Here is a 12,405-nt window from a genome sequence, read left to right as displayed (position 1 = left end):
CTGCGCGTTCAGTAAGACCCCTCTGGCATACCCCGCAGAATTGTGTTCTACGTCACTATTTGGCGTCATTCGGGGCTACGGTCGTGGCATGAGCGTGGCATTGGATTTCCAGGATTTCACCAAGACCGACGTGGTCCTCGACTACGGCGACAGCGCCTTGCTGATGCAGTTCGACTCCACCACCGACGTGCTGGCATGGACCGCGGCGCTGCATTCCGCCGCACTGCCCGGCGTTGTCGACATCGTCCCGGCGTCCCACACGGTATTGGTGAAACTGGCCGCCCCCAGGTACCGGGCCGGTGTCCGGCGCCGCCTGACGACCCTGGCCGTCGACCCGGACGCAGTCCGTACGCGCGCCGGCGATGGGCCCGCAGACGTGGTGGTCGACGTCATCTACGACGGGCCAGACCTGACTGAGGTGGCCGAACACACCGGCTTGAGCGTCGCCCAGGTCATCAATGCCCACACCGCAACGCCCTGGTTGGTGGGGTTCGGCGGTTCCACTCCGGGCTTCGCCTACCTGCTCGGCGGCGACCCCCGGCTGCGGGTGCCCCGCCGCGCCGAGCTGCGTCCGGTTCCGGCCGGCTCGGTGGCGCTGGCCGGCCAGTTCAGCGGCATCTATCCGCGGCAGTGGCCGGGCGGTTGGCAGGTGATCGGCCATACCGACGCCCGATTGTGGGACCTGGACCGTCCCGACCCGGCGCTGTTGACTCCGGGCCTGTCGGTGCGATTCCGGGCTGCGTGACCGCCATGACAACCACCCTGGAAGTTCTGCACACCGGCCCGCTGGCCCTGATCGAAGATCTGGGCCGGGCGGGGATGGGTCACCTCGGAGTCAGTCCGTCCGGCGCCGCCGACCGCCGCTCACACAAGCTGGCCAACCGGCTGCTGGCCAATCCCGACGATCGAGCCACCATCGAGGTGGCCTTCGGCGGATTGTCCGTGCGAGTCCACGGCGGAGACGTCGACATCGCGGTCACCGGCGCCGACACCGACCCGAATGTCAACGGAGTCAGCTTCGGCACCAACAGCATTGCGCATGTCCGCGACGGCCAGGTGGTCTCCTTGGGCAGGCCGCGCTCCGGCCTGCGCAGCTATCTGGCCGTGCGGGGCGGCATCGATGTCACCCCGGTGCTGGGTTCCCGCAGTTACGACGTGATGGGCGAGATCGGCCCCGCCCCGCTGCGTGACGGCGACGTGCTGCAGATCGGCGAACGGACCGGCCACTTCCCCGAGATCGACCAGGCGCCGGTGGCAACCATCCCCGACGACGTGATCGAGTTGCGGGTGACACCCGGTCCACGCGACGACTGGTTCGTCGACCCCGACATCATGGTGCGCACCAATTGGCTGGTGAGTAACCACAGCGACCGCGTCGGCATGCGCCTGGTGGGAATGCCACTGGAATACCGTTGGCCGGAACGGCAATTGCCCGCCGAAGGAGCCGACCGGGGCGCAATCCAGATCCTGCCGAACGGCTTTCCGATAATCCTGGGTCCCGACCATCCGGTGACCGGCGCCTACCCGGTGGTCGGGGTGGTGGTCGACGAGGACATCGACACGTTGGCCCAGGTTCAGCCCGGGCAGACCGTACGAATGCACTGGTCTCGGCCCCGCCAGCACCCCGCGTCGCGCTCGGCCTGGTAGGCCCGTCGGGTGCCCGGCCAGGTTCATACCGCCCGCCTGATCCACACCAGCGATCTGGACGATGAGACCCGCCGCGGCGCCCATCGGCTGGTCACCGAAGCCTCCGGCGGCACACTTTCCGACGCCGATTGGCAGCACGCGCTCGGTGGCATGCACGCATTGATCTGGCACCACGGCGTCCTTATCGCCCACGGCTCGGTGATCCGGCGTCAACTGCTCTATCGCGGCAGATCTCTGCGGTGCGGCTATATAGAGGCCGTCACCGTCCAGGCCGATCACCGGGAGCGTGGCCTGGGCACCGCGGTACTCGAGGCATGCGAACAGGTGATCCGCGGCGCGTTCGAACTCGGGGCGCTCAGGTCGCCAAGTATCAGCCGCCGGCTCTACACCGCGCGGGGATGGTTGCTGTGGCGTGGACCCACGGCTGTCTTAGCGCCGACCGGTCCGGTGCGCACCCCCGAGGCGGACGGAACCGTGTTCGTCATGCCGGTGGGTACCGACCTAGACGTCACCGCCGAGCTGACATGCGACTGGCGAGACGGTCACGTCTGGTAACCACACGGTTAACGGACCGTGGACAGTCGGTGTATGCCCGGTAGCCGATCGGGACCTCAGTGAGGCGGCTCACAATCCCTGCAGTGTTCATAAGAATCAGCCGTGCGATTCAAGCGGCGCCAAGATTGATTGTTAACTTAATATTGCGTCACCCTCACAGGCCAACCGGCGCGGCGATGCCGCTATTGCGTCCGTTCGCCGCCGACTGGAAAGTATTCGGGGCTTTGACCTGGACATACCGGGTGCGCCGGCCGTGTCCGCCCCCCGAGTCCTACACGGAGACGGTTCGGGCGCAGGGCCGAATTTTGCGGCTCCCTGCCACTCTGCTGCCAATCGTCGCGGGGGCCTGACTTCGGGGCGACTCCCCACGAAAGTGGCCTTATGGTGTGACCGTCACGGCTTGCCCCGGCCCTGCACGGCCCCCCTCTCGAAAGACGCACCCTCATGCTGTACGAGTTCTGGCACAACTTCACCCACAACTTGTTCAAGCCACTGTTGCTTTTCTTCTACATGGGCTTCCTCATCCCCCTGCTGAAGATCAAGTTCGAGTTCCCCTACGTCCTGTATCAAGGCTTGACGTTGTATTTGCTGCTGGCCATCGGCTGGCACGGCGGTGAAGAGCTCGCGACCATCGACTCATCGAGCATCGGTGGCGTCCTCGGCTTCATCGTGCTGGGCTTCGCCACCAACTTGATCATCGGATTCGTCGCCTACTGGTTGCTGACCCGGATGACCAAGATGAGACGCGTCGACCGGGCCACCGTCGCCGGGTATTACGGATCGGACTCCGCCGGCACTTTCGCCACCTGCCTTGGCGTGCTCGCCACACTGGACATCGCGTTCGACGCCTACATGCCGGTGATGCTGGCCGTCATGGAGATTCCGGGCTGCATCGTGGCCCTGGCCCTGGTGTCACGGTTGCGGGCACGCGGGATGGACGCGAAGGGCAACATGCCCGACGAGCCCGGTTACAACAGGAAGGCCCGCCGGCAACTCGTCGCCGCCGCCCGGGTGAACGGAGCGCACGCCACGACGGGGCACGACCAGGGCATCCAAGACGAGATCGACCTCGCACTGGAAAGGCAGGAGCACGTCCAGTCGAGCGCTGCGACGTCGACTACCTCCTCGGCACCGCCCAGCGGAGCGCTGATGCGAGAGGTGCTGCTCAACCCGGGGCTCTACCTACTGTTCGGCGGGATCCTCATCGGCTTCGTCGGCCGCCTGCAGGGCGCCTCGGTCATCGAAGACGGTGACCACGTCTTCGTCACCGCATTCCAGGGAATGCTGTGCCTTTTCCTGCTCGAAATGGGGATGACAGCCTCCCGCAAGCTCAAGGACCTGCGGTCGGCAGGACGCGGCCTGATCGCCTTTGGGTTGTTGGCGCCCAACCTCTTTGCGATAGCCGGAATCTTCATCATCCACACCTACTCGCAAATCACCGGCACCCATTTCGAGCCCGGCAGCTACGTGCTCTTCGCCGTACTGTGCGGCGCCGCCTCCTACATCGCCGTGCCGGCGGTGCAGCGAATGGCGATTCCCGAGGCCAGTCCGACGGTTCCGCTGGCCGCATCTCTGGGCCTGACGTTCTCCTACAACGTGACCATTGGGATACCGCTGTATCTGCAGATCGCGAAGGCCGTCAACCTCTGGCTTCCAGTGAGCTGACAGAAGGTTCTAACCGAACGCAACGCTTCTCCACTCGGTCGATCAACCAGGCGAAATGCCCTGTGCGCGCGGCTAATACGTGATGTGGGCCACTCACAGTCGGTGAGCCCACCGCATTTTCAGGTTCTGCTCTGCCACTTGCCAGATCGGGTCGGTAGGTTCGCACACCGTCCATCGTGATGCGAGATTCTGCGCGCAGCGGTGGCCCAGAGCCCGAGGAGATCGCATGACGAACGGCCACATCACCAATTTCGATCCTGAGGACAGCGCAGCCTGGGAGGCCGGCAATGCCGCCATCGCACGCCGCAATCTGATCTGGTCCACCGCCAGTACGCATGTCGCATTCTCCATCTGGTCGCTGTGGTCGGTGGTGGTGCTGTTCATGCCCGAGCCGGTCTACGGCATCAAGGCCGGCGACAAGCTGCTGCTGGCCGCGGTCGCGACTCTGGTCGGCGGATGCGTCCGCGTGCCCTACGTTCGGGCGACCGCGAAATTCGGCGGCCGCGACTGGGCGGTGGCCTCCTCGCTGATCTTGCTGATCCCGACCGTCGGGACACTGCTGCTGCTCGTCAATCCCGGTCAACCACTGTGGATGTATCTGGTGTGCGCTGCGCTGACCGGCCTGGGCGGCGGCAACTACGCCGCCTCGCTGGCCAACGTCGACGCCTTCTACCCCCAGCGCCTCAAGGGCGTCGCCCTCGGACTGTGCGGCGGTATCGGCAATCTCGGGGTGGCAGCCATCCAGCTCGTCGGCCTCCTGGTTCTGGCCACGGTCGGCAACACCAAGCCCGAATTGGTTTGCTCGGTGTACCTAGTGCTGCTCGCCGTGGTGGGCACCTGCGCGGCGCTGTGGATGGACAACCTCGACCACGGCATGGAAGAGGTGGGCAGCATTCGGTCGATCCTGTCGGTCCCGGACAGCTGGATCATCTCGGCGCTGTACTGCGCAGCGTTCGGCTCGTTCATCGGCTTCGCATTCGCGTTCGCGCAAGTGCTGCACGTTACTTTCGAAAAGGCCGGCCACAGCCCCGCCGAGGCGGCGCTCTATGCCGCGCGAATCGCGTTCCTGGGCCCACTGTTGGGCGCCTTGGCACGGATCTACGGTGGCCGGGTGGCCGACCGCCGCGGCGGGGGCCGCGTCACCCTGGTGGTGTTCCTCGGCATGATCCTGGCGTCCGCCGTGCTGGTCGCGACCAGCACCATCGACGACCACACCACCCGCGCAACCACATCGACCATCGCGGTCTACATCGCCGCATTCATGGCGCTGTTCATCCTTGCCGGGATGGGCAACGGATCGGTGTTGAAGATGATCCCGTCGATCTTCGAGGCCCGCAGTCGCTCGCTCGACGCCGACGAGGCCGAGCGCCGGCATTGGGCGCGCTCGCATTCCGGCGCCTTGATCGGGTTCGCCACCGCGGTCGGCGCCCTCGGCGGCGTCGCCATCAACCTGATCCTGCGTCAGGCCTACGCCAGCTCCGGGTCAGAGACGCCCGCGTTCTGGGTATTTCTGGCGTCATACTGCGCCGTTGCGGGTTTGACCTGGGTGATGTATGTCCGCCGGCCGCGAGGCACCCGCGGTGCCCGGGTTCCGGTCGACACCCAGAAGGTCTCGGCGTGACCTGGAACACGGGGCCATATAGGGCAACGGTTCCGAAATCGCGCGGTAACACAGATGAAATCGACTGAGGCTAAATCTTATACATGAGTACCGCCGTCTACGCCGCCGGTCACCGTATCGAGATCGAGGAGAGCCGGGTCCTCGTGGATGGGATGGTCAAGCCGGTCTCTCCAGCCGGTCTGGCCGCCCTGCGTGTCCTGGCGCACCGTCCGGGCAACGTCGTCGCCCGGGACGCTCTGCTGCGTGCACTCCCGGGACGCGGCAACAGCACGCACGCCGTCGAGTCTGCCGTGCTTCGACTGCGAACAGCGCTGGGCGACAGCCAGATCGTCGCCACGGTGGTCAAGCGCGGGTACCGTCTCGCCGTCGACGGTGAGCAGGGCGCAGCATGATCCCCGTCCTGGTCGCGCACGGCACCCGTCAGCCCGACGGGGTCGTCATGATCGGCGAACTCGCCGAACGGGTCAGCACCCTGCTGGCACAACCGGTCAGAGTGGCGTTCGTCGACGTACTGGGACCCAGCCCGGCCGAGATCCTTGCCGCTGAAGCCGAAAACGGCTGCCCGGCCATCCTCGTCCCCGCCTTCCTCGCCCGCGGCTACCACGTCGGCGTCGATGTTCCCACGCAGGTTGCCACCAGCGGTCACCCCGACGTCACGATCACTCCGGCACTGGGGCCCGACGCTCGTGTCGCCGCGGTGGTCGCTGCTCGGCTGACCGAATCGGGCTGGCGCCCCGGCGACTCGGTGGTTCTCGCCGCGGCCGGCTCCTCAGACCCGGTCGCGCAGAACGACCTCAAGCACGCAGCGCAGATGGTGTCCGGCATGATCGGAACGCCCGTCACAGTGGCTTTCGCCGCAATCGGCGGGCCCAGCGTTCCCGAGGCTGTCGCCGACCTGCGCAGCCAAGGCGCTTCACGCGTCGTGATCGCGTCGTACTTGTTGGCCGACGGCCTTTTCCAGCGGCGCCTGCGCGATGCCGGAGCGGACATGGTGACCGAGCCACTGGGCACGCATCCCGGGATCGCGCGAGTCGTCGCCGACCGGTTCATCACCGCCCACACGCGGATTCCGGTGCGATAACGCTTTTTCGGCAACAATCCGCGTCCGTGCAAGCCCTCCGGCCGACGCGGGCATCGTGAATTCCTTTCTGTCCCCACCGTGTTGATCGGCGACCCGCGCTGCCTCCCAACCCTCCCCGACCCCGCTGCGCCTCACACCCGGCCTTCAGCGCCGTGAGGAGAAGTTCACGGCTGAGTCATCTCGTGCAGCATTGCGGTAACGAAAGATTTCTACCGTGACCACATGGCTCGCTCACACCTGATTACCCAGTGGGATCCCGAAGACACCGTGGCCTGGAAGGCCGGCAACGACAAGATTGCGCGGCGCAACCTGATCTGGTCGACAGTTGCTGAGCACGCCGGTTTTTCGATCTGGTCGATCTGGTCGGTCATGGTGTTGTTCATGCCCGAGTCGGTGTACGGCTTCAGCGCCGGCGACAAGTTCCTGCTGGCAGCCACCGCCACCCTTGCCGGCGGCCTGCTGCGCATACCGTACTCGCTGGCCACCGCGGCCTTCGGCGGGCGCAACTGGACGATCTTCTCCGCGCTGGTGCTGTTGATCCCGACCATCGGGATGATGGGCCTGCTGGCCAACCCGGGGCTGCCGCTCTGGCCTTACCTGCTCTGCGCGGCCCTGACCGGCCTGGGCGGGGGCAACTTTGCCGCCTCGATGACCAACGTGAATGCCTTCTACCCACATCGACTCAAGGGCTGGGCGCTGGCGGTCAATGCCGGAGGCGGCAACCTGGGCGTTCCGCTGGTCCAACTGGTCGGGTTGGCGGTGCTGGCCACCGTAGGTAACCGCCAGCCGTATTGGGTGTGCGCGATCTATCTGGTGGTCCTCGCGGTTGCCGCGATCGGCGCAGCGCTTTTCATGGACAATCTCGACGGCCAACGGGCAGACCTGACGGCCATGCGTGCGATCCTTCCCGAACTCGACACGTGGATCGTCGCACTGCTCTACATCGGCACGTTCGGTTCCTTCATCGGGTTCTCGTTCGCCTTCGGCCAGGTGCTGCAGATCAGCTTCGTGGGCGGCGGCCAGAGTCCCGCTCAGGCCTCGTTGCACGCTGCCCAAATAGCATTTCTGGGACCGCTTTTGGGGTCGATATCGCGGATCTTCGGCGGGCGCCTCGCCGATCGACTCGGCGGCAGCCGCGTCACGCTGGCTGCCTTCGGTGGCTTGTTCGCAGCCTCGGGATTGCTCGTCGCCGTGAGCTCCCTGGACAGCAGTCGCATCGGCCCCACGTCCGGCGCCGCCATGGTCGGCTACGTCATCGGCTTCGTGGCGCTGTTCATCGTGTCCGGAATCGGCAATGGCTCGGTGTACAAGATGATTCCATCGGTCTTCGAGGCGCGCAGTCACCGAATGGGTATGCACGAGGGCGATCGTCGGCACTGGGCGCGGGCCATGTCGGGGGCGCTGATCGGGTTTGCCGGCGCAATCGGCGCGTTGGGTGGCGTAGGAATCAATCTGGCCTTGCGCCAGTCGTATATCACCAGCGGCTCGGCTACCACGGCGTTCTGGATCTTCCTGGTGGGCTACGTCGGAGCTGCAGCGCTGACCTGGCTGAGGTACGTACGTCGGCCGTTCTTCGCCCCGCAATCCGCCCAGGCCGCGTTGGCGCCGGCGTAAGGTGTCCACTTCGCTGAGCGGTTATCGGGTCGCGGTGACGTCAGCGCGCCGCGCTGACGAGCTCTGCACCCTGCTGCGGCGCCACGGTGCCTCGGTCTGCGCAGCGCCGGCTATCACCATGATCGACTTGACCGACGACGTCGTCTTGCGCGGGCGTACCGAAGCATTGATCGAGACACCGCCCGATGTCCTGGTGGTGACGACCGCCATGGGCTTTCGCGGCTGGATCGCTGCGGCCGAAGGGTGGGGCATCGCCGACCGGCTGATCGCAGCCTTGACCACCGCCCGCATCGTGGCCCGGGGGCCGAAGGCAGTCGGCGCGTTGCGCACCGTGGGCCTGCCGGAGGAGTGGTCGCCCGAATCCGAGTCGTCAGAAGCGATGGTCGATTATCTGAGGTCCGATATTGCCGGTGCTCGCATGGCGGTACAGCTGCACGGCACCACCGGCGACTGGGATCCCGCTCCCGAGCTGCTCGACCAATTTCGCAGAGCGGGAGCCGAAGTGCTTTCCATCCCCGTCTACCGGTGGCGGCCGGCGCACCCAGGCGGGGAATTCGACCAGCTCACCTCGCAGATCGCCCAGCGCCAGTTCGACGCGGTCAGCTTCACCTCCGCTGCCGCGGTGATGGCGACACTCGCTCGTGCGGCCGACCTCGGTATCTCCGACGCGCTGCTTCTGGCTCTGCGGTCCGACGTACACGCGATGTGCGTCGGCCCCTTGACTGCCCGGCCCCTGACACTGCTGAACGTCCCGACTTCGTCGCCGCGGCGAATGCGCTTGGGGGCGTTAGCTCGTCACATCATCGACGAGCTGCCGCGGCTGCGCACCCACACCGTCCAGGCCGCCGGCCATCGCATCGAACTCCGTGGCAGTTGCGTGATAATCGACGGTGTCGCCAAGCCGATGTCGCCCTCAAGTATGGCCACCCTGCGGGCGCTGGCTCACCAGCCCGGGCGTGTCGTCTCGCGGCAGACCCTGCTCGAAGCGCTGCCCGGCAACGGCGCCAGCACCCACGCGGTAGAAACCGCGGTACTGAGGCTGCGAACCACCTTGGGCGACAAGAACATTGTCGCCACCGTTGTCAAGCGGGGGTACCGCCTGGCCGTGGACCAGGTAGATCAGGAAGCCGGCTAGGACCGACTAGGCAACGGCGCGTTCCGCGACAGCCTGTCCGACCTGCACATAGCCGTCCTCGGTGAGCCGAGTCGGGTACACCCGCACCGACACGCTCGGGTCATCCAGGCAGCTGCCGTCGTCGAAGGCGAACGCCTGCTTCTTCAGCGGGGAGATCACCGAAAGCCGGCCGCCGCGGTCGCCGACGATCCCGCGGGACATCACCGCTGCCCGGAAGAACGGGTCGATGTTGCACACCGCGCGCACCGAGCCGTCGTCAAGCCGGAACAGTGCCGCTTGCTCACCGTTGGGAAGCAACACCCCCACGCCGAGCCCGGGAATCAGACTGTCGTAGCGGCAGGCGGTGGTCCAAGTGTCGATGTTGCTGGTGCTCATGATTCCTCCTTAGATGAGCGCACGACCGGGACGGGTAACGGGATCTTGCGGCCGTCGCGCACGGTGAACGCGACGGTGGGGTCTTCGGCGTCGGGGGCGTTGACGAACGAGACGAACCGCGACAGCTTCTCCGGGTCGTCCAGGACGCCCTTCCACTCGTCGGTGTAGTTGTCGACGTGGCGGGCCATCTCCGCCTCGAATTCCTCTGCCAACCCGAGGGAGTCGTCGCAGACGACCTCGCGGACGTGGTCGAGTCCACCGTCCATCGCCTCGATCCACGGCGCAGTGCGCTGCAACCGATCGGCGGTGCGGATGTAGAACATCAGGAACCGGTCGATGTAGCGGAACACGGTCTCGGTATCGAGGTCACTGGCGAGCAGCTGGGCGTGCTTGGGCGACATACCGCCGTTGCCGCCGACGTAAAGATTCCAACCGATCTCGGTCGCGATCACACCGACGTCTTTGGCGCGCGCCTCGGCACATTCGCGCGCGCAGCCCGAGACGCCCATCTTGATCTTGTGCGGGGCGCGCAGGCCGCGGTAGCGCAGCTCCAAATCGATGGCCATCTTCACCGAGTCCTGCTGCCCGTAGCGGCACCAGTCGCTGCCCACACAGCTCTTGACGGTCCGCAACGACTTGCCATACGCCTGACCGGATTCCATGCCGGCGTCCACCAGCTTGCGCCAGATCGCGGGTAGCTGATCCACCCGTGCACCGAACATGTCGATGCGCTGCCCGCCGGTGATCTTGGTGTAAAGGCCGAATTCCTGGGCGATCTGGCCGATCAGGATCAGGTGCTCGGGCTTGATCTCGCCGCCGGGCACCCGCGGAACCACGGAGTAGCTGCCGTTGCGCTGAATGTTGGCCAGGAAGTGGTCATTGGTGTCCTGCAGGGCCGCCTGTTCGCCCTCAAGGATGTGGTCGGATCCAGTGGACGCCAAGATGGAGGCGACGGTGGGCTTGCAGATGTCACAGCCGTGGCCCGTGCCGAACCGCTCCAGCAGTTCGGAGAAGGTGCGAATCCCGGTGACCTGGACGATCTCGAACAGCTCCGCGCGCGACTGGACGAAGTGTTCGCACAGCGCCTTGGACTGCTCGACGCCCTCGGCGACCAGCAACTCCTTGAGCAGCGGAATGCAGGATCCACACGAGGTTCCCGCCTTGGTGCAGTCCTTCAGGCTCTGCACGTCGTGGCAGCCGCCGGCGATCGCGTCGCACAGCTGGTCTTTGCTGACGTTGTTGCAGGAGCAGATCTGCGCCGCCCCAGGCAACGCGCTGATTCCCAGTGCGCTCTTGTTGTCGCCGGAGCCGGCCGGAGCGATCAGGTCCAAGGGATCGCCAGGCAGCTCGGCGCCGACCATCGGACGCAGCACACCGTAGGAGGAGGCGTCGCCGACCAGGATCCCGCCGAGCAGGGTCTTGGCGTCGTCGGAGAGCACCAGCTTGGCGTAGGTCCGCTTCACCGGATCGTTGATGACGACCGACAGCGAGTTCTCGGTCGCCCCCATCGCGTCGCCGAAGCTGGCCACGTCGACACCGAGCAGCTTGAGCTTGGTGGACATGTCCGCCTCGCCGAATTCGGCCACACCCTCGAGCAGGCGGTCGGCGACCACCTCGGCGCTGGTATAGCCGGGCCCGACCAATCCGTAGCAGACACCCTCGATGGCGGCCACCTCGCCGATCGCGTACACGTCGGAATCACTGGTCCGACAGCATAAATCGGTCAACACACCGCCACGCTCGGCGATCGCCAGGCCGGCCTCACGAGCCAGTTCGTCGCGCGGGCGCACCCCCGCGGCGAAGATCACCAGTCCGGCCTCAATCGCGTTGCCGTCGGAGAGTTTTACCCGCAGGGTCGGTGAACCGTATTGGTGGGTCAGTTGCTCGATGGACTCGGTACCCACGCCGACGTGGACCGCGATGCCCAGGTCCGAGATCATCCGGCTCAGCAGGACACCGCCGGCGTCGTCGAGCTGTTGCGGCATCAGCCGCGGCGCCATCTCGACGATGTGCGGTTCGATCCCCGACGCGCGCAGCGCGTTGGCGGCCTCCAACCCCAGCAGCCCGCCGCCGATCACCACTCCCGCTCGGGTGTTACCGGCTTCGAGCATGCACTCGATGTCGGCCCGGATTCCGTCCAGATCATCCAGGGTCCGGTAGACGTGGCAGCCGGGCAGATCGTGGCCCGGCACCGGGGGGACGAACGCGCGCGAGCCGGTCGCCAGCACCAGGGTGTCGTAGCCGTAACGCTGTCCATCCACGGCGAGCACAGATTTGTCGGCCAGGTCGACCTTCTCGACCCGGGTGCTCAGCAGCAGCCGCACCTGCTCGTCGTCGGCGTAGTCGTTGCCCGGCAGCGCCAGCCGGGACCGGTCCCACCCGTCGGTGTAGGAGGTCAACCCGACGCGGTCGTAGGCGGGGTCGGACTCCTCGGCGAGCACTGTGACCCGCCAGTTTCCGCCGCCGGACCGGCTGCGCAGAGCCTCCACGAAGCGATGCCCCACCATGCCGTGTCCGACCACGACAAGGTCTTTCACGGCGCGGGGGGTCTCGATCGTGGTCATGAAAAAGAGGCTATGAAGCCGATATTGCCGGAATATCGCCATACGTTACAAGCGTGTGACGGTCTGCTCACGCGACTGTGAGACCCCTCACCACCGCCCCTTCTGAAGTGCTCGTTCACCCACGGCGAACACGGAACTTTAGCGCAGT

Annotated in this window: 10 protein-coding genes and 1 pseudogene; 9 read left to right on the top strand and 2 right to left on the bottom strand. The window is 66.1% G+C overall.

The genetic code is table 11. From position 1 onward, the window contains the following. The first annotated feature begins 88 nt into the window (after positions 1–88). The 9 genes and pseudogenes from ACKY0X_RS01250 to ACKY0X_RS01210 all read left to right on the top strand — a co-directional run bounded on the left by ACKY0X_RS01250 (position 89) and on the right by ACKY0X_RS01210 (position 9,318). The gene (locus tag ACKY0X_RS01250) at positions 89–745 is read left to right on the top strand and encodes a 5-oxoprolinase subunit B family protein (RefSeq protein ID WP_409427981.1); all 657 of its coding nucleotides are present in this window, start codon (positions 89–91) and stop codon (positions 743–745) included. A 5-nt stretch (positions 746–750) separates the two neighbouring features. Continuing rightward, on the top strand, positions 751–1,647 hold the full coding sequence (locus tag ACKY0X_RS01245; protein ID WP_409429772.1) for a 5-oxoprolinase/urea amidolyase family protein: 897 nt from the start codon (positions 751–753) through the stop codon (positions 1,645–1,647). Positions 1,648–1,656: 9 nt separating this feature from the next. Then, positions 1,657–2,202 carry a GNAT family N-acetyltransferase gene (locus tag ACKY0X_RS01240; RefSeq protein ID WP_409427980.1) on the top strand — a complete coding sequence of 182 codons (546 nt, stop codon included), beginning with the start codon at positions 1,657–1,659 and terminating at the stop codon, positions 2,200–2,202. Between the two features lie 444 nt (positions 2,203–2,646). Further along, positions 2,647–3,867, top strand: coding sequence for a sodium-dependent bicarbonate transport family permease (locus ACKY0X_RS01235; protein ID WP_409427979.1), 1,221 nt, complete (start codon positions 2,647–2,649; stop codon positions 3,865–3,867). A gap of 226 nt (positions 3,868–4,093) precedes the next feature. Beyond that, a complete protein-coding gene (locus ACKY0X_RS01230; protein ID WP_409427978.1) occupies positions 4,094–5,488 on the top strand; it encodes an MFS transporter in 1,395 nt (464 codons plus the stop codon). Between the two features lie 101 nt (positions 5,489–5,589). After that, a pseudogene (locus ACKY0X_RS01225) lies at positions 5,590–5,880 on the top strand (winged helix-turn-helix domain-containing protein); the annotation flags it as partial. After that, a complete protein-coding gene (locus tag ACKY0X_RS01220) occupies positions 5,877–6,569 on the top strand; it encodes a sirohydrochlorin chelatase (protein WP_409427977.1) in 693 nt (230 codons plus the stop codon). The pseudogene ACKY0X_RS01225 and the gene ACKY0X_RS01220, both read left to right, overlap by 4 nt. A gap of 222 nt (positions 6,570–6,791) precedes the next feature. After that, entirely contained in the window at positions 6,792–8,183 is a 1,392-nt protein-coding gene (locus ACKY0X_RS01215) for a nitrate/nitrite transporter (RefSeq protein WP_409427976.1), read from the top strand. A gap of 1 nt (position 8,184) precedes the next feature. Next, positions 8,185–9,318: a uroporphyrinogen-III synthase gene (locus tag ACKY0X_RS01210; RefSeq protein WP_409427975.1), complete on the top strand. Its 1,134-nt coding sequence runs from the start codon at positions 8,185–8,187 to the stop codon at positions 9,316–9,318. A gap of 6 nt (positions 9,319–9,324) precedes the next feature. Here the strand turns inward: ACKY0X_RS01210 and nirD are convergent, their stop codons facing one another. Both nirD and nirB read right to left on the bottom strand, forming a co-directional pair. Further along, a complete protein-coding gene (gene nirD / locus ACKY0X_RS01205) occupies positions 9,325–9,693 on the bottom strand; it encodes a nitrite reductase small subunit NirD (protein WP_409427974.1) in 369 nt (122 codons plus the stop codon). Continuing rightward, complete coding sequence (gene nirB / locus ACKY0X_RS01200) at positions 9,690–12,257, bottom strand: nitrite reductase large subunit NirB (protein ID WP_409427973.1); 2,568 nt, start codon at positions 12,255–12,257, stop codon at positions 9,690–9,692. The genes nirD and nirB overlap by 4 nt, the downstream gene beginning before the upstream one ends. Positions 12,258–12,405 lie beyond the last annotated feature (148 nt).

The organism is Mycobacterium sp. SMC-11 (assembly GCF_046250095.1).
Classification (GTDB): domain Bacteria; phylum Actinomycetota; class Actinomycetes; order Mycobacteriales; family Mycobacteriaceae; genus Mycobacterium; species Mycobacterium heraklionense_A.
This window is presented reverse-complemented; position numbering and strand designations above follow the sequence as displayed.

Excerpts from the sequence above, each read along its gene's own strand:
- nirD (WP_409427974.1), bottom strand. The coding sequence starts at position 9,693 with ATGAGCACCAGCAACATCGACACTTGGACCACCGCCTGCCGCTACGAC.
- ACKY0X_RS01230 (WP_409427978.1), top strand. The coding sequence starts at position 4,094 with ATGACGAACGGCCACATCACCAATTTCGATCCTGAGGACAGCGCAGCC.
- ACKY0X_RS01245 (WP_409429772.1), top strand. The coding sequence starts at position 751 with ATGACAACCACCCTGGAAGTTCTGCACACCGGCCCGCTGGCCCTGATC.
- ACKY0X_RS01235 (WP_409427979.1), top strand. The coding sequence starts at position 2,647 with ATGCTGTACGAGTTCTGGCACAACTTCACCCACAACTTGTTCAAGCCA.
- ACKY0X_RS01220 (WP_409427977.1), top strand. The coding sequence starts at position 5,877 with ATGATCCCCGTCCTGGTCGCGCACGGCACCCGTCAGCCCGACGGGGTC.
- ACKY0X_RS01250 (WP_409427981.1), top strand. The coding sequence starts at position 89 with ATGAGCGTGGCATTGGATTTCCAGGATTTCACCAAGACCGACGTGGTC.
- ACKY0X_RS01215 (WP_409427976.1), top strand. The coding sequence starts at position 6,792 with ATGGCTCGCTCACACCTGATTACCCAGTGGGATCCCGAAGACACCGTG.
- nirB (WP_409427973.1), bottom strand. The coding sequence starts at position 12,257 with ATGACCACGATCGAGACCCCCCGCGCCGTGAAAGACCTTGTCGTGGTC.